Origin of the sequence: Pseudomonas sp. (genome assembly GCF_036387035.1) — a bacterium.
Taxonomy (GTDB): Bacteria; Pseudomonadota; Gammaproteobacteria; order Pseudomonadales; family Pseudomonadaceae; genus Aquipseudomonas.
Genome location: NZ_DASVUM010000118.1, coordinates 1 through 19368 on the forward strand (window position 1 = coordinate 1; position 19368 = coordinate 19368).

A 19368-nucleotide genomic window follows, 5' to 3' on the forward strand; every position below is an offset into this window, starting at 1 on the left:
CCGGGCGGGATCAAGTCGATCAACTTTGAAAAGCTGATCGCCAAAGCTCCTGAGCGCGTGATCGAGACCGCGGTCAAAGGCATGCTGCCTAAGAACCCGCTGGGTCGCGACATGTATCGTAAGCTGAAAGTCTATGCGGGCGCTGCACACCCTCATACTGCTCAGCAGCCCCAAGAACTGAAGTTTTAACGGAATAGTTCATTATGTCGGCGACTCAAAATTACGGCACTGGCCGTCGCAAGACCGCAACCGCTCGCGTTTTCCTGCGTCCGGGCACCGGTAACATCTCCATCAACAACCGTTCCCTGGACGCGTTCTTCGGTCGCGAAACTGCCCGCATGGTAGTTCGTCAGCCGCTGGAACTGACTCAGACTGTCGAAAAATTCGACATCTACGTCACCGTCATCGGCGGTGGTGTGAGTGGTCAAGCTGGCGCAATCCGCCACGGTATCACCCGCGCTCTGATGCAATACGACGAAACCCTGCGCGGCGCTCTGCGCAAAGCAGGCTTCGTAACTCGCGATGCTCGCGAAGTTGAACGTAAGAAAGTCGGTCTGCGTAAAGCGCGTAAGCGTCCGCAGTACTCGAAGCGTTAATTCGCTTCCGTTCAAAAAGAACGCTCAGTTTCTTCACGGAAACTGGGCGTTTTTTTATGGTTTTTGTATGGCTATGCAGTAGGTATTCACGAGGGCTGACCCGCGCAGACCTCTGACGCTGAGGGGAGGGACGCAATGGGTAATGACGGCGTTAACACAGGCCGGCGTCGCTTCCTCGTGACGGCTACCTCCGTGGTGGGTGCCGCAGGCGTGGTCGGCGCCGCCGTGCCGTTCGTGGGGTCCTGGTTCCCGAGCGCCAAGGCCAAAGCGGCGGGAGCGCCTGTCAAAGTCAACGTCAGCAAAATCGAGCCTGGCCAGCAGATGGTCGCGCAATGGCGCGGTCTCCCGGTCTTCATCGTCCGCCGCACGCCCGAGATCCTGTCCAGCCTGGGCCGGCTCACCGGCCAGCTGTCCGATCCCGACTCAAGCGATTCCCTGCAGCCTGCCTACGTCGATCCGGCGCTGCGCTCAATCCGGCCCGAGATCCTGCTGCTGGTCGGCATCTGTACCCACCTTGGCTGCTCACCCACCTTTCGTCCCGAAGTCGCGCCTGCTGACTTGGGCAAGGACTGGGCCGGCGGTTATTTCTGCCCTTGTCACGGCTCGCGTTACGACCTGGCCGGGCGCGTCTACAAGGCGCAGCCTGCACCGCTGAACCTGCCAGTGCCGCCGCATTCCTACGAGTCGGACTCAATCATCGTCATCGGTGTCGATCAGGAGAAAGCGTGATGAGCAAGCTCATGGGCTGGATCAATGCACGCTTCCCCGCGACGTCTCTGTGGGAAAACCACCTCAGCCAGTATTACGTGCCCAAAAACCTCAATTTCTTTTATCTTTTCGGCTCGTTGGCGCTGCTGGTGCTGGTCAACCAGGTCATCACGGGCATTTGGCTGGCGATGAGCTACACGCCCTCGGCGGAGGAGGCGTTTGCCTCGGTCGAGTACATCATGCGCGACGTCGAATACGGCTCGATTCTGCGACTGCTGCATACGACTGGCGCGTCAGCGTTCTTCATCGTCATTTATCTGCACATGTTTCGCGGCTTGCTGTACGGCTCGTATCAGAAGCCGCGCGAGCTGGTCTGGATCTTCGGCATGCTGATCTATCTGGCGCTGATTGCCGAGGCGTTCATGGGCTATTTGCTGCCGTGGGGGCAGATGTCTTACTGGGGAGCGCAGGTGATCATTTCGCTGTTCGGTGCCATTCCCGTCATCGGCGGCGACCTCGCCCAGTGGATTCGTGGGGATTACCTGGTCTCGGGCATTACCCTCAATCGTTTTTTCGCGTTGCACGTGGTGGCCTTGCCGATCGTGATCGTCGGGCTGGTGGTGCTGCATATCCTGGCGCTGCACGAAGTGGGCTCGAACAACCCCGACGGCGTCGACATCAATAAGTACAAGGACGAGCACGGCAATCCCCTCGACGGCATTCCCTTGCACCCGTACTACACGGTCAAGGATCTTGTCGGCGTCGTGGTGTTCTTGTTCATCTTCTGCTCGGTGGTGTTTTTCTTTCCCGAGATGGGTGGCTACTTTCTCGAGAAGCCCAACTTCGAGCAGGCAAACGCGCTCAAGACCCCGGAACACATTGCGCCGGTCTGGTATTTCACGCCGTTCTACGCGATCTTGCGCGCCATTCCGGACAAGCTTCTCGGTGTCATGGCCATGGCCGCCGCCATCGCCGTGCTCTTCGTGCTGCCGTGGCTAGACCGAAGCCCGGTAAAATCGATGCGCTACAAAGGTTGGTTGAGCCGCCTCTCGCTGATTCTGTTCTGTTTCTCCTTCGCGACGCTCGGGGTAGTGGGCGTTTTGCCCCCGACACCCGAGCGAGCGCTGCTGTCGCAGGTCTGCACATGCCTGTATTTCGCCTACTTCATCCTGATGCCGTTCTATACACGAATGGAGCGGACGAAGCCGGTGCCGGACAGGGTGACAGGCTGATGAAAAGGCTATTGCTGGTAATGCTCCTGGCGCTGCTGCCGGCATTGTCGTTGGCCGATGCGCATGACGCAGACCTGGAACGCGTCGATATCGACGTGTCCGACAAGGCAGCCATGCAGGATGGTGCGCAAACGTTCGTCAGCTACTGCATGGGCTGTCACAGCGCCAGATTCCAGCGCTACGAACGCGTCGCCGACGATCTGGGTATTCCCCACGATTTGATGCTGCAAAAGCTGGTGCCCACCGGGGCGAAGATCGGCGACCACATGACCATCGGCATGCAGCCGGCGGATGCAAAAGCCTGGTTTGGCGCGACGCCACCTGACCTGACACTGGTCGCCCGCGTTCGCGGAACTGACTGGCTCTATAGTTACTTGCTTTCGTTCTACGAGGACCCGACGCGGCCCTGGGGCGTGAACAACACGGTTTACCCCAATGTGGCCATGCCCAACGTGCTGGAAGCGCTTCAGGGGCGTCAGAGGCTCGACTGCATGAAGGCTCCGCGCGTCGAAGATGACAACAAACGGCACGACCCGCTTACCGGCTCGCCGCCGACGCAGGAAACCTGCGATCAACTGGGGATCGTGCCGAATACCGGCACGCTGACGGAAGATCAGTTCAACGAGAAGGTGAAAAACCTCGTCACTTTCCTCGCGTACTCGGCCAATCCGGACAAGCTGCAGCATCGACGCATCGGCACCTATGTGCTGCTTTACCTTGCTGTGCTGTTCATCCTTGCCTATCTGCTCAAGCGCGAATACTGGAAGGACATTCACTGAGCGGACGTCTGATTCGTGCCTTTGCGGTGTTTGCAGCCGTGCTGTTTCAGGTAATCAGTGCAGAGCGGGTATAGTGGCGGGCTCAAGATTGCAGAATCTACCTTGCGTAAATGAGCTATCTTGTCGCCCGCGCTGAACACCCGATCATCGTGGACGTTGCTGAAAGCGCCTCGCGGCGCATCCGTATTTCTGCTTTTTGAATATCTACAAGCGAGGAGGACCGCCATGGGCGTGACCAATCGGTTGGCCTGTTACTCCGACCCCGCCGACCACTATTCCCATCGCGTGCGCATTGTGCTCGCCGAGAAAGGTGTCAGCGCCGAGATCATTGAAGTTGTCGAGGGCCGTCATCCGCCCAAATTGATCGAGGTGAATCCGTACGGCAGCGTGCCAACCCTGGTCGATCGCGACCTGGCGTTGTACGAGTCGACGGTGGTGATGGAATACCTGGACGAACGTTATCCCCACCCGCCGCTGCTTCCGGTGTATCCGGTGGCGCGTGCCAACAGCCGTTTGCTGATCCACAGGATTCAGCGCGACTGGTGCGGTCTGGTGGATCTGATTCTGGACCCGCGCAGTAAAGAAGCCGCGCGTGTTCAGGCGCGCAAGGAACTGCGCGAAAGTCTGACCGGCGTGTCGCCGTTGTTCGCGGAGAAGCCTTTTTTCCTGAGTGACGAGCAAAGTCTGGTCGACTGCTGTCTACTGCCCATACTCTGGCGCCTGCCGATTCTGGGTATCGAATTGCCGCGGCCCGCCAAGCCGCTGCTTGATTATATGGAGCGCCAATTTGCGCGTGAGGCATTTCAGGCGAGTCTGTCTGGTGTCGAACGCGACATGCGCTAAGGCCTTAGGAGCCGTTTGATGAACTCCAGTCGCCCTTATCTGATCCGCGCGCTCTACGAGTGGATCGTCGATAACGATTGCACACCGCACGTCCTCGTCAATGCCGAGTACCCGGCGGTGCAAGTCCCGCAGGGTTTTGCCAATGACGGGCAGATCGTTCTGAACATTTCGCCGAGCGCTGTCCGCCATCTGCACATGGACAACGACGCGGTGAGTTTCGAAGGCCGCTTCGGCGGTGTTCCACACAGCCTTTACGTGCCCATTGCCGCGATCATGGGCATTTATGCTCGTGAGAACGGGCAGGGCATGGTCTTCGATCTGGAGCCCGCTGTGGACGAAGACGAAGATTTGGACGTCGAAGACGACCTGCCACCACCGAACGACGAGCCGCCACGCCCTACCGGCCGGCCGAGTTTGAAAGTGGTCAAGTAAGCCGTTCTGCACTAACGAAAAAGGCGATCCCGAGGTTCTTCCCCCCTGCCCATCGTACATAGTTGTAGCCCTCTCCTTACCTCAACCGAAGCACCCCTCTCCAGAGGGGTGTTTTTTCTTACGCTCCGAAAACGAGCTATACCTACATTACCTAGCACCCTCGGCCACTTGAACAATGAGGGCGCCGCACCTATCGCATGCACTGGGGGTAGCGGGATGGTTAAAAAAAAACTGGCAGTTAAAGGTAACTAAATCAGAGCTTGTTAGGACACAGCCATGTTCGTGACAGTCAAAGCTAAGGTCTTAAGCGATGCCACGGGCATTTTTACGGAAATGCCAGTTCTCCTGACCCCGGCTGGGGTGCTAACACCTCTACTAGATTATTGCTTGGCCAGGGCGCACGACCGAAGTCTTGCTTGGATGATTAAACTAAATAAGTCGGTTAGGCTTTTTTTAGAGTATATGGAGTGCAATCATGGAGAGGAAGAGGGTTATGTCCTTTTCCGTAATTTTGCTCAGCGTCTCTATACTGGGACTTTCGAGAAACAATCAGGCTTAGATGAGAGTGGACTTTGCTGGCGAGGACGCTCACCGTTAGGGGCGCAAAATATAATTACCCAGCTGACTGACTTCTTCAGATGGCTCGGAGAGCTTCGCCCAGCGGCAGCGACGCTCAACCCTAAATATGTTGGCTCAGTTTATGACCAAAAAATGGATAGGTATGCATACGAATATCGTAGAAATTCGGCATTTCTGGGCCATGCATGGGAGTCCAATGCTTCTAACCACTCATCCGGCCGACTAAGACCTAGACGCCCGCTTAATGTCGAGATCGGAGATCCTCCAGCGTTCCCTGAGGATCGATTCATGGATCTTTTAGTCGATGGATTCAAAGTCGGCGGGCGTTACGACTACCGAAATATGCTCATAACGTTGCTACTGCATGGTGCGGGATTCAGGGAGTCAGAGCCATTTCATCTGTATATTTCAGATGTTATTAGATCACCCGAAGACAGCCGTTACGCAACTGTCTCTATTCATCATCCAACATATGGTGCAGCCCCTGAAGAATGGGTGAGTATATCTGGCAAGGCTAAGCTTAACCGATCAGATTATTTGGCCGCACGGTACTCATGCGCTCCACGAAACGAGCTTCTGAATAGCAAAGGAGCTGGATGGAAAGGGGGTATGCATGACGCACCTTACTATAAAAAAGCGTATTGGTTCTCGCCGAACTTTGGACAGCTATTCCAAACATTATGGGAGCGATATCTAGAACAAGTCGCTGGAATCAGCCGATCCCACCCTTTTGCTTTTGTTAACATCCATCGAGAACCTAGGGGGGAAATGTATTGTATTGCACAATACAATAAGTCCCATGCTGCTGCATGCAGACGTATCGGATTGATTGTATCGAAAAGCTGCGGCACCACTCCACATGGCCATAGGCATGCCTATGGCCGCAGATTGAGCGAAGCCGGTATTAATAAAGATTTGATCCGCAGATTCATGCACCACTCTTCGATTGATAGTCAAGATATCTATACTAGGATTGGCATGAAAGAAGCATTGGAAGCCTTAACCGTCGCCGCTGACCGTATGTATCCAAATCTCTCTATCGACACTGATTTTTAGAACGGGATGGCCACAACGTGAATAACAGTCCCTATGCCCCAGGAAATATTAATGAAATGCCGGTCATCCAAAAAAGAAAAAAGGGGATACAGCGTAGCAACGATATTGAACTTGAATGGGTTTCGCGGAGCTACCCCGACCTTGAGATGTGGAGAGGATACGCAGTTGAGTGGATGAAAGGTGAGACTAGAAGCGTTTCCTCACGACTGAATGCGTTAGTCGTTTTTTTGGAAAAATATTTGATTAAGAACCGCCTTCCTTTGGATCCGCTGGATTTCCTAAGCCCCTCTACAATCTTACCTGACTTCTATCAGTCCTCATGCCCGAACTCCAAGATAGGGCTTCAGTACAACAATATAATCAATTCATTTCTAGATTTTATAATATTACGATATTTTAGTAAAATTGATGACAGCGGTCGAGCTACGACAGATATAGGAGTTAGAAATCCGATAAAGAGAATGTCTACAGCAGGGCTGCCCAAGCTCGACGAAAGCGTACATTCGCCTTTACCTTTTGGATACATTAATGAACTTCGAGAAATGTTGGCTGAAGGAAAAGACTTTAGCGATTGGAAACTGGCGCAAAACGCACTGGGGGCCGAAATTGGCAAGTCCGGCCGAGTAGCGCCTGACTGGTTTCCAATTACCGAATCTGATATTGATATCAACGATCCAGATTGTGTATGGAGAAGAAGGCCAGTCGGTCGAGAGTCACGTTTAGAAATGTGGAGCCCTGCCCGATGGGTGGCGTTACTGGTGAAACTAATTTTGCCGATTCGCACACTTCAAGCGAGGATGCTGGATTCAGGAGAAGCAGACACATTTAGGTATCAAAGAGGTGAATGGATTTTAAATAAAAGCGGACTTGCTGAGGGAAATGAAAGCAAGCCTCTACAGCAAGGGGTGTTCCGACGTGGCAAATCAAGCTACGAACGCGCGTCCGGCGCGACAACTTTGTACATAAACACTAATAAAACTGCCGACATCTCTAGATCAGGAGCGGAAAAGGGATATTTGCTTCCCTGGCTATCGGGAGGCAGCGTTCATCAAGACGTGGTTTTCTGGTTAGAAAAACTCAGGAACTGGCAAGAAAAATACAATCCAATTAAGCGCAGAACTAGCTGGAGTGAGTTAGACGGCCGACATATTCAAGCCAAAAGTGCTATTCAACTAGAAAGCTTTCCTAGAGCATGTTTTCTATTTCGGTTAAGAGAGGCAGTTGAGGGGGAACGTCATTTACCTATCAGGGAGTCTGGATTAGACTTTTGTTGGTTCTCGTTATTGGAGGCATTTGGTGACCGATTAGCGAAACGAGGTGAGACACTGAGTAACGGTTCCCATATTAGCTTACTACCCCCGCTGGCCGAAAGGCGGGGGTACCCAACAACACTGTTTCCGCTGCATAGCCTCCGGGTATCATTAATCACCGCCCTAGCTTTGGAAGGTAACGTTCCTTTTCCAATATTACAGAAGCTAGCCGGGCATAGTCGGTTACTTATGACTCTGTATTATACAAAGCCAGGAAGCGCTCATATAAGGGATGTTTTGAATGAAGCGGCTCAAAGGTTGGAATCAAAAAAAGCTGCAAGTATTCAGAACTTCTTACTGGATACTGAGTACGACCAAATAATAAAGCGAGCCATAGCTAATAGCAGCGATAGCTTGGCTGCTGCTCTCCCGGTCCACAAAGGCTCAAGAAATGCCGTCGGATGGATGCCCATGCATCATGGGATCTGCTTAGTGGGTGGAAATACAAGTGAGTCAGACTCCAACGGCTCGATAGGGGGATGCTACAATGGCGGGCCTAATATTGGTCCACCGTCTATGCCTAAGTATGGACCGGTACCTGGCGGAAGTCGTAACTGTGTTCGGTGTAGATGGTTTGTTACAGAACCGCACTATCTGCCATCTTTGGTCGCCCATTTCAACAACATCAGTTACCATTTTGATGAGGCGCGTAACACTTGTCTGGAGCATGAAAGCAACTTGTTACATCTTAAGAAAAGCAAAGCGGATGCAGAACAGGCAGGCGTGCGCTTCAGCGCTATGGACTCTCTTAGGAATGCGGAGAGGGTGTGGGAAACGGGAATGAAAAAATTTAGCGACTTAGCGGAAGATATTGTAGCGTGCTATAAACTAGTCGATCGTTGCCGTCAGTCTTTAGATTACTCAACTGAGAATAAATCATCAATGTTAGCAGTAGGGACGATGGCCGATGTCAGAGTAGTGCTCACGGAGACTGACTCTGAGCTTTTACAGCTATCCGGCATATGCAGTAATTTAGAAATTTATCCAGATTTGAATTCAGGAAAAGCAATCTTACGTAGGAGTCAGCTACTGGATGCCGCGTTGTATAAACAGAAAATCACTCCGGTTTTTATGACTTTATCCGAAACGGAGCAATTGAAGATTGGAAATACCTTTATTAAACGTATTGCTACCGTCATAAATCGTGAAGATCTCCATGAGGGAGTTGCGGTTGCAGTCAGCCTGATTGATGCGGGTGAAAACTTAAGTGCAAGATTAGGTGTCGATATAAAAAATCTTATTTTAACCACCTCCAGCTCCACCTCGCCGCCCATGAACAATCCGGAATTTATCTATTTATCTGGTGCCTCAAATGAATAGCAACTCGGCGATTCATCCAGATGAAGTCTTCACCGCAATAAAAGCCAAGGGCGGAAGGCCACGAAAGCTTAAAAATTTAACTGACATTCACGAAATATGTAGAAAACATAGCGCTCAAGGAAAAGGAAACTTAACGATCTCTATAATCGGTCGGCTTTGTGAGGCGAATGGGATTATCAAAGCTCGGGCTTTATACAATGCGCCATCCTCGGACTATCGAGCGCTAATCGAAGCGTGGCGGGCATATTCAGGTCCGGCTGTAGTCATGCCAAAACACACGCTATCGAGTCATGAATACCTTACTCGAATAGAAGATCCTGCGATAAGATCAATTATGCAAACAGCCATAATGGAAAGAGACAAGCTTCGCGCGCAAATCAATATCATTAAATCCAATACACAAATAATAGTCGATCGGCGTCCCAACAAGTTAAGTGCCGAGATACCGGACATTAATTCAGGTGGTCGGGCTTTTGGAGCCACAAGTCTTTCAGACAGTGAGAGACAAGCTTTAATAAAAGCCACTTCAACCGATTTCCTAGACCAAGAGGGTTGGCATGAAGGAAGTTATGGCGAAATCCTAAACTCTAAAGGTCGGATACTATTCGATGTAGGGTTTATGTTTGCATTGCGGAAAATTCTAGAGCCATAAACAGGATCTGAATATGAATAAAAAAATAACGACCTTTAACGTGTACGAGGATCTCGGTTTCCCAGATTCTGATTCCATGTATAAAAAAGCTAAAATTATGGCTAAAATTTACGACTTAGTTAGGGGAGAAAACCTGCTTGCTTATCAAAACTCGGAAAACGAATTACTTGACTGGTCAAAAATATCAACTTATATGAACGGGCATTTTGAAGATGCAAGCGAGTTAGAACTCATTAATATATTGAGGGAGCTCGAATTACTGAGCCGATCATAAATTATCAAAAATGTTAGTTAGACTTTACCATCGCAAAGCCTGGCACTTCGAGAAGTGCCAGGGTGATACAGTTTACACCTTAGGACGGAGTACGATCCGGAACGGCTGGCCATTGGCACGCCGTATGACTTTTCCGGATTTTGTACGGATGGTCATTCGGTAAATGACCTCACATCCGTCTTCTTTCTGGTCGAGCGAGTCTTTTTGAGACATTGTTCATTCCCCCAAAGAAAGGCTAGAACACAAACTCGCTCCCTTGCTTTGTTAGCCAAAATACACTAACATTGCGAGGCTTTTCCCAAAGCGCGCGAGAGCTATCTGGAGCCCGTTCAGATAGCTTTTACTTCACTGGTCAAGTTAGAGCTTGACCAGTGATTCAAAACCTCCCCCCTATGCACAAAGCTCATTTTCCAAAAAACTGGAACAAGGGCCTGTGCTCGTTCGGTTGCCTTGAATCTTGTCCAGAGTCTACTCCAGAGAACTGGCATGTCAATACCCTATCTCTCAGTTCTAGAACCAGCAATCTCTCGCTGTCTTGTGGGCGACGATTTGTTGGTGTAGGGTTAGCCATCGCGCCACCTACTAGGAGCCCTTTCATGGCCAAGCAACGCAGTCCTTCCTACCCTGGAATCTCACTCGAGACCGCTATCTCAAGGGCGAAGGCATTCTTCAATGCAGAAGGTAAGCATGAGACCTTGGTCTCGACAGCTGTTGGTCATTGGAAGTATGGGCCTAAGAGTAGCGGCGGTCTGGTGACAATTTCAGCCCTCAAGGCGTACGGCTTGATGGAGGATAGGGGGAATTCCCTTGAGAGAAAGGTTCGTCTCAGCGCTTTGGGCTTGTCGATCGTCCAAGATGAACGGCAGATTTCTCCTGAGCGAGACGCGAATATTCGGAAAGCGGCGCTGACCCCGAAGATCTTGAATGATCTCTGGCAGCGTTACGGCTTGACCCCCCCCTCGAACGATACAGTCTCCCACTTTCTAAAGGTAGAAAGAGAGTTCACCGCTACAGCGGCCTATGACGTCATCAAGATCTATGAAGACGCTATAAAATTTGCAAAACTGGATGATGAAAACTCCGGCGATGCGGTCATTTCTGAAGAACCCGCCATAGAATCCTTCCAGGACGACCAGCCGAGCTTCACCCCGGAACAGCTTCCAGCGCCCGCTAATGGCTTTCCCAACCCTCCTACGATGGCGCGTCCAGATACAAGCAAATTGGTTGGAGATTCGTATGGTGAAGAGATTGCGAATATCCGTGTTTCTCGCACCACTACTATACGTCTGACTGCTAATGGCCCTTATTCTCGTCAAAGTATAGAGGCGCTGGTGGCCCAACTGAAGCTAGGCCTCGATCTTGGAACGTATGATGACCTGGAAGACCTTGACTGCTAGTCAACTCAGCACCTAAAACATGTTGGTCGCTAAACCATTTCAGTTCTATATTTGCCGAAGGGATACATTGCGTGAATATCATCAATTTACAAGATCCGGGGGCCGAGGCATTTCTCCAGGGGTTAATTGCCTCAGAGAGAAATGTACCATTCATTGGTACTGGTTTCACCCGAGGTGAGAGGGCAAGCTCTAAAGCCGTGCCTAATGGTGATGAATGGATGGCCATCATGGCGAGGCAGATTTCGTTGTCTAAGGTATCAGATGACCTTAAGCCATCGTCTGAGGAGCTAAAAAAATACAATTTTCAAGACTTGTCAGACGTGTATTTTGGCGAGGAGATAATCCCTCTACCTGAGATTAAGTCGACCTTAGCCGCCTATTTCTCTGGGGTGCGATTTTCTAACCAAGCAAAGAAAAGCTTTCTTTCTATAGGTTGGCCGTATTTATATACATTAAACATTGATGACGCTATCGAAAAAGAGATTAATGGGGTGAAGGTCTTACCATTTGAACCTTTCGCTCGAAGCGCTGGTCGACCCTATGTTTATAAAATACATGGCGATGTTGATACCGCGCTTAAAGCAGTAGCGCGTAACGACCTAAAGTTGATTTTTGGTAGTGGCGACTACGTCAGAAGCCTTAAGAAAAATATATACCTTATAGAAACCCTGACCAACGACCTACTTGAAAGCAATCTTATATTCATCGGATGCAGTCTAACTGATGAGCTTGACATCTTATATGCATTATCAGACCTAGATGGTGAAAAATTAAGCCCGACTACTAAGCGTGTTTACGTTACATCGTCAACCCCTACTGAATTCTCTATCAAAAAGAAGCTCCGTGACTATGGGATTACAGACGTCTTGGTTTGTGACTATGAGTCATTTTACCTCAAGTATGTAGAGCTTTATAGGTCGGAAAAAAGTGCTAATAACTTTGATTCCAGCTATCTTTTTAATAATCTGACAAAAATTGAGCTTACTAATAAAAGCTTCCTCAATTACTTTTTACAGATAGATGGCATGACAGGTAACATTTCTGCGCTGACTGTTCCAAGAACTTTAGAGCGGAAGATTATCGACGCTGTCAGTCAAGAACCAGTGTGTGTGATACACGGCGCAAGGTTTTCTGGTCGTACATCGCTGCTCCACCGTATACTGGACGGCTACGCCACCAAAAGGAGCTTTCTAATAGGCTCGGAGGTTTCTCTATCAGATAATTCTCTAAATGACATTTTATCCTACAGAAATAGTTTCATCGTATTCGACGTTGGTTCATTGACCAATGATCAAATTCGCCATGTTACTTACAAGGCGGAAGCGTTGAGGGACAGGAACTCAACAGTACTTATGGCGATTAGCACCATCGATCTAAATGCTACTCATCTACTTGACTTCGACACCTCTGTGTTCAGGTTGCCAGATAAGTTCGATCGTCTAGAGATAGCTCAATTAAACAGCGCGTTTGACTTTATAGGCATTGCTCGACTCGACAGAAAGGGCAGGCTCCTAGATCACATTTATGAAGTATCTAATAGTAGTGTTGCTTTGAAAACTGTCGGAAGTAAAATTCCACTTCAGGAGCGAATTAACCAGCGGGTCACCCGCATGATGGCGCCAAAGATATCTACGGCAGAATTTTCGCTCCTATACATCTTGGCAGCAAGACAAAAGGTCTACTCGTTAAATTACAGAGCCATTCTTAAGGCTGAAGGTCACGCCGAGACGACTGATGAACGCATTCAAATGTTTGCTGGTCAGTGGCAACCGTTTGCTGAAATATCTCATACGGATCGTTTAACCGGTGGGGCCGTTCATTCCAACTTTGTTTTGTTGAGTAACTCGCAAGCGTGGATGCACTTTGCGATAAAATTCATCGTTAACAAAATTGGTATTGAGGACGCATCTGCGAAAATCGTTCATGCTGTTACGGTCTTGAAAGGCAAGGATCCTAACTACTATGAGCTGGTAATGTTTGATGTCTTGAATGCAGTATTTTCAGCAGAATCTCAGATTGGGGTGTCATCTCGTAAGTTGATCAGCTCAATCTACGAAAAGCTCGCACCGCTTCAGGGGTCCGAGCCTAACTATTGGCTTCAACGTGCAAAAAGTATTTACCATGTGCATAGTGGAAACACAGTTCAAGACGTGATTATCGCAATTGAATATGCCGGCAAAGCAATTTCTGATACTGAGGATAAAGTCACAATAAATGGGTGGCTTACACGAGCTAACCTATACGGGCTGCTATGCAAGGTCGATGGGTACACATCCGAAACGTACATACTTCAAGCGATCGAAATGTACTCACAGGTCCTTCAGACATATAGCGATAATGAACAGTATGTTGGAGAGTTAATCGCCAAAAGCAATGACGGTAGAGGTTACCTGAGAGATCTAATCGAGGCGGCCGACAGGGCTGAGAAATCCTTGGCGTTTCTAAATGCTCGCGAAGGCTTAAATTATCTGCATGGCTTAATAGCGTCACCGAAATACAAGCGACGGTAACTGCCGGCCAGCTTCGCCAAACAAGAAAGGGCTCTCGATCGTGAAATCGACAGCCCTTTCTAACTATGTATAGCTGGAAATTTTACATAGTTAAGCTGCATTTATTTTATCTTACGTTATCAAAGCCTTAAGCGAGAAGTTCGGAAACTATGCCCGCTTAAGGTATGAGTCAGTAAGGATCGCCTTTTTCATGTCGGGTCGCTTTTGACTTTCGGCGAGGAGGACCTGTGCGCTGAAGCCCTGAACGCCTGAAGAAAGGGTGTCTAGCGTTAAACCAGGTACCTGCTCTTATAAGGCGTGGTCGTTTTACAGTTGTGATGGGCGTGTGGCATTGGCGTCATGGGGTGAAGCCTGAGTCTGCGGCTGCCGTTCGAGGGGCGGCAGACCGGGGGCGGTCAGCCTTCTCCGAGTTCGCGCATCACCGCGTACAGCGCGGACTTGGCTTCGAAGCCGACGCCCGGGATATCAGGCAGGCCGACGTAACCGTTTTCCACTTTGATGCCGTCAGCAAAGCCGCCGAAAGGCTGGAACACGTCCGGGTAAGACTCGTTGCCGCCCAGGTGCAGACCCGCTGCGATGTTCAGGGACATTTGGTGACCACCGTGGGGCACCACGCGGCGGGAGGACCAGCCCATTTCTTCCATCACCTTCAAGGTGCGCATGTACTCCACGAGCCCGTAGGACAGCGCACAGTCGAACTGCAGGAAGTCGCGGTCCGGGCGCATGCCGCCGTGGCGCAGCAGATTGCGGGCATCTTGATGGGAAAAAAGGTTTTCGCCGGTGGCCATCGGCAATTCGTAATGGTTGGCGAGCTCAGCCTGCAGGGCATAGTCCAGCGGGTCGCCGACCTCTTCGTACCAGAACAGGTTGTACTTCTTGATCGCTTCCGCGTACGCGATACCCGTCTGTAGATCGAAACGACCGTTGGCATCGACTGCCAGTCGACGGCCGTCCCCAACGACCTCGAGCACCGCTTCGATGCGGCGTATGTCTTCGTCCAGCGGCACTGCACCGATCTTCATCTTGACCACGTCGTAGCCACGATCCAGATAGCTTTGCATCTCTGCCTTGAGCTTGGTCTGGTCTTTACCCGGGTAGTAATAGCCGCCGGCTGCGTACACCCAAACCTTGTCATCAGCCACACCGTTACGGTACCGGTCGGCCAGCAGGCGATAGAGCGGCTTGCCTTCAATCTTGGCGACGGCATCCCACACCGCCATGTCGATCGTGCCAACGGCGACCGAGCGCTCACCGTGGCCTCCCGGCTTTTCGTTGGTCATCAGGGTTTTCCAGATGGCGAACGGATCCAGGTTATTGTTCTCATGGTCCACGAGAGTGTCTGGGTCAGCTTCGGTGATACGCGCCAGGAATCGATCGCGCATCAGTGCGCCCTGGCCGTAGCGACCATTGGAGTTGAAGCCGTAGCCGATGACCGGTTTGCCGTCACGAATCACATCGGTGATCACGGCAACGACCGAGCAGGTCATTTTGGAAAAATCGATGTACGCGTTGGCAATCGGGGAGGCAATGGAAACGGTCTTTTCACGGATGTCTACGATGCGCATGGCGGGTTCCTCTTGTGTTTGTGGCCCCACGTTATGCTCTGGGGGCTGACCCGCCCAATGCTATAAATGCCGGACCCCATGCACAGAAAGCATGGCCCTCCTAAAAGCGTTTGGCTCCAAGCATTTTCCGCTCTGGCAGTGTAAGGCAGGTGTGCTCAAGCGCTCAGGCACGCGATGCCGCTCAAACGGCCTTCAGCCGCAGAGTTTGAGATGGGGAGAGTTGGATGGGTCTTGTCTTGCTTGTGCGCACACTGCAAGGAGCGATCCTTGCAAAGCGCCTTCAGGGTGAAAGCTGAAAATTGCAGACCCGATGCGGCGTTCCGAAGGATCGCCGCCCGGTGTCTCAGAGAGGCTGTATGCCCCCGACCTTGTCCTTTGCTGGCACCCCTGAAGAGAGGGGCGCAGGATCAGTCGATGTACTCAAACAGTTTGACGATCTTCTGCACGCCGCCGACGCCTTGAACCAGGTTGGTCGCGCGGGTGGCTTCGGCCTGGGTCAGCAGGCCCAGCAGGTAGACGATGCCGTTTTCAGTCACAACCTTGATGCGCGAGCCAGGGATGGCGCTGTCGGTCAGCATTTCGGTTTTGATCTTGCTGGTCAGCCAGGCGTCATTGCTGCGCGCAAGCATCGAGGAAGGGCCGGTGACCTGCAGCTCGTTGTTGACCTTTTTGACCTTCTGCACCTGGCTGGCGGTCTGCTCGGCCAGTTGCTTGAGATCGGCGCGAGGTGTCTGGCCGGCCAACAGCACAATGCCGTTGAAGCTGGTCACGACGATGTGCGATGCGTTGTCCAGATCAGGGCTGGCTTTGGCAACGTTGACCGCAACCTTGGTCTCGATGAGTGAGTCATCGATCTTGCTGCCGAAGGTGCGCGTACCGCGGTCATCATCGATCGGTGCTTCGCGGCTGGCGTTGATCACCGAGCTGCATCCGCTGATGCCCAGGCAGAGCGTCAGGGCCAGCAGGCTAAGACGTTTGGATATCATTCTTCACTCCCGAACAGTTGGCTGTCGATCAAGTCGCAAAGGCAGTGGATCGCCAGCAGGTGGACTTCCTGGATACGTGCGGTGACTTTTGCCGGAACCCGGATTTCGACGTCCTCCGGCAACAGCAACGATGCAACGTCGCCGCCGTCGCGACCGGTCAAGGCTACGACAATCATTTCACGATCATGTGCGGCCTGGATGGCCTGAATAATGTTTGCCGAATTGCCGCTGGTGGAAATCGCCAGCAGCACATCGCCCGGCTGACCCAGCGCACGAATCTGTTTGGAGAAGATTTCGTTGAAGCTGTAATCATTGGCAATGGAGGTAATGGTGGAGGTGTCGGTGGTCAGCGCAATGGCGGGCAGGCTCGGTCGCTCGCGTTCGAAGCGGTTGAGCAGCTCTGAGGAAAAGTGCTGTGCATCGCCAGCCGAACCGCCGTTTCCGCAGGCCAGCATCTTGCCCTCGTTGAGCAGCGCGTTGACCATCACTTGGCTGGCTTGCTCGATGTGGGGCGCAACAACATCCATCGCCTGTTGCTTGGTGTCGATGCTGGCCTGAAAAAGCTGGCGAATTCGGGATTGCATGTCCATCTATGAAAACCTTAATAGGGGCGGCTGGTCGGGGCGGCGTCCGATAAGTCATCGGCGTCCCGGCACAAAACTGTGCAGCCCGCAAAGCGAAGAGCAAAAAGAGCCAGTGTGGTTCGTTGGGTTATTAGCCGGGAAAGCCTGAGATTCACGCTGCACATCTCACGCAAGCGCCGCGCTTTCAGCTATCGAAGGCGTTCGTGACCCAGCTCAAGGCGGGTAACGTGCCAGGGTCGCCATTAATCGCGATGACATCGAAGCGACACGGTGAATCCGCCCAGCGCGACTCGCTTTGGAGGAAGGACTGAGCCGCCAGTGTGAGCTTTTCCTGCTTGCGAAAATCGACGCTTTCCAGCGCGCCACCCCAACCGGCGTGGCGACGATACCGAACTTCGACGAATACTACTGTATCGCCGTCGAGCATGACCAGATCAAGCTCGCCGCGTTTGCACGACCAGTTGCGGGTAATCAGCTGCAATCCGTGCTCTTGGAGATGACGCAGGGCGTAGGCTTCGGCCTCGCGCCCTGCGGTTTGACGGGTCGTGCCTGGGGTCAAGGCGCAGTGTCCGGCAGGCGCTGGACCTTGCCATCGACAAACTCTGCCCAGGGCAGTTGACGCTCGATGCGTTGACCCTGACCAATCGCCAGGCTGCCGGACAGGCCGTCGATGCGGCTTTCAGGGAGGGTCTTCAGCTGAGTCAGCCGTGGCGCCAACCGATACGCGTCGATGCCCATGGCGTAGAGGCGGCCAAGGCTGCCGGCTGCTTGTGGCCACTGAGCGGTCACCTGCTGACGCAGAGGATCGTTGGCATTGAGCAGCCACGGGGTTTCGCAGAAACGCACGCCGTTCAGGTCGTTGTACATCGCCGCGTCACCGCTGTTGGTGAACAGATGCGAAGTGGCATAGACCGGAACATCACCTGCGTACTGGAAAACCATGGTCGGCTTGATCTGCTGAGCCTGTTGAGGTGTCGCAGCGAGGAACATGAAGTCCACATCCTGGCGACGCGAAGGCTGAGCGGCCATCTGCGTGCCTGTGGCGCTCTGCACGCGCTGGGCGCGGCCTTCGCTGTTGCGCAGCTGGAACAGATCGGCGACCTGTTGCGCCAGTGCGACCGGCTGATCGATGCGTTCAGCACCCAGCAATGTGCCGCCCTTGGCCTGCCAGCTTTGACGGAAGGCTTCCAGGACGCGATCACCCCATTCACCCTTCGGCACCATGGCAACCGCACTGCGCTTGCCATCGGCCCAGGCACGTCTTGCCACTTCGCGGGCTTCGTCTTCAGCGGCCAGACCGAACTGGAACAGCTCGGCAGGGCCTTGCGCGCCGGAGTCGCTGTAATTCAGGGCCAGCGTGGTGATCGGCAATTGAGGACGGGCGCTCAGCTGTTTAACCAGCGGCTTCTCCAATGGACCGACCACCAGCTGCACGCCTGCCGCCTTGGCTTGTGCATAGAAGGCGTCCATCGACGTCACACGAGAGCTGTCGAACACTTCGATTGCAGGAGGCTTCTCGCCGGCTTGCTGAGCCTGATAGTTCGCGGCCATGAAACCGTCACGCAGAGCGCGCGATACCGAGGCCAGCGGACCGTCCTGTGGCAGCAGCAGGGCGATTTTGGTCAACGGCTGGCTTTTCAGGTCACGCAACTGCGCGAGGGCAGTCGGTAACTGACGCGCTGCCGGGTGCTGCGGGTTCTGCGCCTTCCAGTTGTCGATCGCAGTCTGCTGCTGTTCCAGCGTGCCGGCGCCCTTGACCGCGCGGGCCAGGCTCAGCCAGCCGCCCATGTCATCATTGGCCGCGCTTTGCAGCTGCTCCGGTGGCAATGCTGCAACCAGCGTCCAGATGGCGTCGTTGTTGGCATTCAAGGCATCGCCTTGCAGCAGCGGGCCCATGAAAACGCGCTCACTTGCCGCCGCCAGGGTCTGGCCGTCCGCTTCAAAGGCGCGGGCGCGAACGGTGTGCGCGCGGGTCTGCAGGTCAACGGGCATTTCGCCAAGATGCTGCATGCTCGGGTGATTGAGGGCGGTCAGCGCGGCTTTCGGCTGGCTGCGACCCAGTGCCAGCTCGGCAGACAGGGTGCTGGCGTAGATCTGTTTGTCGGTCTTGAGCTGGTCCATTTGCACCTGCTCAAGGATGCTCGCGGCACGGCTTGGGTTGTTCTGGCGTGCGGCCAGGTCGGCGGCGGTCAGCTTCAGCAGCGCAGCCTGATCAGGCGACTTTGCCGCCGCGGCTTGTTCGAGCAGTTGTTCGATGCTGGCATCGGGGGTGCGTGGCAGTTCGCCAAGGCTGGAGGAGGGCGAACCGGCACAGGCAGCCAGGAGGGCAGCCAGGCAGAGGGCAGAGAACAGCCGCAGGCAAGCGATCATGTGTATGTTCCTGATACTCGAGCAAATTAGCGTGGAAGTGTACCCAAGCACTGGCCGGGGCGCGACTTTGAAGGCGTTACAGCGGCGATATTGATCGTCTCCAGGCGCGTCAGTCGACCTGAGTCGGTCTGTAGCGCAGTCGCTGCCTTGTTGCTGGCGTTCGAACTGCTTTTCT

The 19368-nt window shown here is 52.9% G+C and carries 18 protein-coding genes; 13 read left to right on the forward strand and 5 right to left on the reverse strand.

The window, feature by feature from the left end; genetic code table 11:
- The 13 genes from VF672_RS10880 to VF672_RS10940 form a co-directional block, all read left to right on the forward strand.
- Positions 1-189 (forward strand): uL13 family ribosomal protein (locus VF672_RS10880; RefSeq protein ID WP_331104547.1); only part of this gene is annotated, 189 nt, incomplete at its 5' end.
- Between the two features lie 14 nt (positions 190-203).
- Positions 204-596, forward strand: coding sequence for a 30S ribosomal protein S9 (gene rpsI / locus VF672_RS10885; protein ID WP_331104549.1), 393 nt, complete (start codon positions 204-206; stop codon positions 594-596).
- Between the two features lie 135 nt (positions 597-731).
- Entirely contained in the window at positions 732-1325 is a 594-nt protein-coding gene (gene petA, locus VF672_RS10890) for a ubiquinol-cytochrome c reductase iron-sulfur subunit (RefSeq protein ID WP_331104550.1), read from the forward strand.
- A complete protein-coding gene (locus VF672_RS10895; protein ID WP_331104551.1) occupies positions 1325-2536 on the forward strand; it encodes a cytochrome bc complex cytochrome b subunit in 1212 nt (403 codons plus the stop codon). Before petA ends, VF672_RS10895 begins: the two co-directional genes overlap by 1 nt.
- Positions 2536-3315, forward strand: a complete 780-nt coding sequence (locus VF672_RS10900) for a cytochrome c1 (protein ID WP_331104553.1) — start codon at positions 2536-2538, stop codon at positions 3313-3315. Before VF672_RS10895 ends, VF672_RS10900 begins: the two co-directional genes overlap by 1 nt.
- Positions 3316-3540: 225 nt before the next feature.
- Entirely contained in the window at positions 3541-4158 is a 618-nt protein-coding gene (locus tag VF672_RS10905) for a glutathione S-transferase N-terminal domain-containing protein (protein WP_331104555.1), read from the forward strand.
- Positions 4159-4176: 18 nt separating this feature from the next.
- Positions 4177-4590 (forward strand): ClpXP protease specificity-enhancing factor, encoded by a 414-nt coding sequence (locus VF672_RS10910; RefSeq protein ID WP_331104557.1) that lies wholly within the window; start codon positions 4177-4179, stop codon positions 4588-4590.
- A gap of 276 nt (positions 4591-4866) precedes the next feature.
- On the forward strand, positions 4867-6225 hold the full coding sequence (gmtY, locus tag VF672_RS10915) for a gamma-mobile-trio recombinase GmtY (RefSeq protein ID WP_331104559.1): 1359 nt from the start codon (positions 4867-4869) through the stop codon (positions 6223-6225).
- A gap of 17 nt (positions 6226-6242) precedes the next feature.
- Positions 6243-8855, forward strand: a complete 2613-nt coding sequence (gene gmtZ / locus VF672_RS10920; RefSeq protein WP_331104561.1) for a gamma-mobile-trio integrase GmtZ — start codon at positions 6243-6245, stop codon at positions 8853-8855.
- On the forward strand, positions 8848-9507 hold the full coding sequence (gene gmtX / locus VF672_RS10925) for a gamma-mobile-trio protein GmtX (protein WP_331104563.1): 660 nt from the start codon (positions 8848-8850) through the stop codon (positions 9505-9507). The genes gmtZ and gmtX overlap by 8 nt, the downstream gene beginning before the upstream one ends.
- A 13-nt stretch (positions 9508-9520) precedes the next feature.
- Positions 9521-9781: an XRE family transcriptional regulator gene (locus tag VF672_RS10930; RefSeq protein ID WP_331104565.1), complete on the forward strand. Its 261-nt coding sequence runs from the start codon at positions 9521-9523 to the stop codon at positions 9779-9781.
- A 596-nt stretch (positions 9782-10377) separates the two neighbouring features.
- Complete coding sequence (locus VF672_RS10935; protein WP_331104567.1) at positions 10378-11178, forward strand: hypothetical protein; 801 nt, start codon at positions 10378-10380, stop codon at positions 11176-11178.
- A 71-nt stretch (positions 11179-11249) separates the two neighbouring features.
- Positions 11250-13688 carry an SIR2 family protein gene (locus VF672_RS10940; RefSeq protein ID WP_331104569.1) on the forward strand — a complete coding sequence of 813 codons (2439 nt, stop codon included), beginning with the start codon at positions 11250-11252 and terminating at the stop codon, positions 13686-13688.
- A gap of 395 nt (positions 13689-14083) precedes the next feature.
- Here VF672_RS10940 and VF672_RS10945 read toward each other — a convergent pair whose 3' ends face one another.
- The 5 genes from VF672_RS10945 to VF672_RS10965 all read right to left on the reverse strand — a co-directional run bounded on the left by VF672_RS10945 (position 14084) and on the right by VF672_RS10965 (position 19193).
- Entirely contained in the window at positions 14084-15253 is a 1170-nt protein-coding gene (locus VF672_RS10945) for a mandelate racemase/muconate lactonizing enzyme family protein (RefSeq protein WP_231655223.1), read from the reverse strand.
- A 407-nt stretch (positions 15254-15660) separates the two neighbouring features.
- Complete coding sequence (locus VF672_RS10950) at positions 15661-16239, reverse strand: BON domain-containing protein (RefSeq protein WP_331104573.1); 579 nt, start codon at positions 16237-16239, stop codon at positions 15661-15663.
- Positions 16236-16829, reverse strand: a complete 594-nt coding sequence (locus VF672_RS10955) for a phosphoheptose isomerase (protein ID WP_331104575.1) — start codon at positions 16827-16829, stop codon at positions 16236-16238. The genes VF672_RS10950 and VF672_RS10955 overlap by 4 nt, the downstream gene beginning before the upstream one ends.
- 178 nt (positions 16830-17007) lie before the next feature.
- Positions 17008-17382 (reverse strand): YraN family protein, encoded by a 375-nt coding sequence (locus VF672_RS10960; protein WP_331104577.1) that lies wholly within the window; start codon positions 17380-17382, stop codon positions 17008-17010.
- Positions 17379-19193 (reverse strand): penicillin-binding protein activator, encoded by a 1815-nt coding sequence (locus tag VF672_RS10965; RefSeq protein ID WP_331104579.1) that lies wholly within the window; start codon positions 19191-19193, stop codon positions 17379-17381. The genes VF672_RS10960 and VF672_RS10965 overlap by 4 nt, the downstream gene beginning before the upstream one ends.
- Positions 19194-19368: the final 175 nt, after the last annotated feature.

What these genes read in the sequence shown, in the direction of transcription:
- rpsI (WP_331104549.1), top strand. Translation starts at nt 204, where the DNA reads ATGTCGGCGACTCAAAATTACGGCACTGGCCGTCGCAAGACCGCAACC.
- petA (WP_331104550.1), top strand. Translation starts at nt 732, where the DNA reads ATGGGTAATGACGGCGTTAACACAGGCCGGCGTCGCTTCCTCGTGACG.
- VF672_RS10895 (WP_331104551.1), top strand. Translation starts at nt 1,325, where the DNA reads ATGAGCAAGCTCATGGGCTGGATCAATGCACGCTTCCCCGCGACGTCT.
- VF672_RS10900 (WP_331104553.1), top strand. Translation starts at nt 2,536, where the DNA reads ATGAAAAGGCTATTGCTGGTAATGCTCCTGGCGCTGCTGCCGGCATTG.
- VF672_RS10905 (WP_331104555.1), top strand. Translation starts at nt 3,541, where the DNA reads ATGGGCGTGACCAATCGGTTGGCCTGTTACTCCGACCCCGCCGACCAC.
- VF672_RS10910 (WP_331104557.1), top strand. Translation starts at nt 4,177, where the DNA reads ATGAACTCCAGTCGCCCTTATCTGATCCGCGCGCTCTACGAGTGGATC.
- gmtY (WP_331104559.1), top strand. Translation starts at nt 4,867, where the DNA reads ATGTTCGTGACAGTCAAAGCTAAGGTCTTAAGCGATGCCACGGGCATT.
- gmtX (WP_331104563.1), top strand. Translation starts at nt 8,848, where the DNA reads ATGAATAGCAACTCGGCGATTCATCCAGATGAAGTCTTCACCGCAATA.
- VF672_RS10930 (WP_331104565.1), top strand. Translation starts at nt 9,521, where the DNA reads ATGAATAAAAAAATAACGACCTTTAACGTGTACGAGGATCTCGGTTTC.
- VF672_RS10935 (WP_331104567.1), top strand. Translation starts at nt 10,378, where the DNA reads ATGGCCAAGCAACGCAGTCCTTCCTACCCTGGAATCTCACTCGAGACC.
- VF672_RS10945 (WP_231655223.1), bottom strand. Translation starts at nt 15,253, where the DNA reads ATGCGCATCGTAGACATCCGTGAAAAGACCGTTTCCATTGCCTCCCCG.
- VF672_RS10950 (WP_331104573.1), bottom strand. Translation starts at nt 16,239, where the DNA reads ATGATATCCAAACGTCTTAGCCTGCTGGCCCTGACGCTCTGCCTGGGC.
- VF672_RS10955 (WP_331104575.1), bottom strand. Translation starts at nt 16,829, where the DNA reads ATGGACATGCAATCCCGAATTCGCCAGCTTTTTCAGGCCAGCATCGAC.
- VF672_RS10965 (WP_331104579.1), bottom strand. Translation starts at nt 19,193, where the DNA reads ATGATCGCTTGCCTGCGGCTGTTCTCTGCCCTCTGCCTGGCTGCCCTC.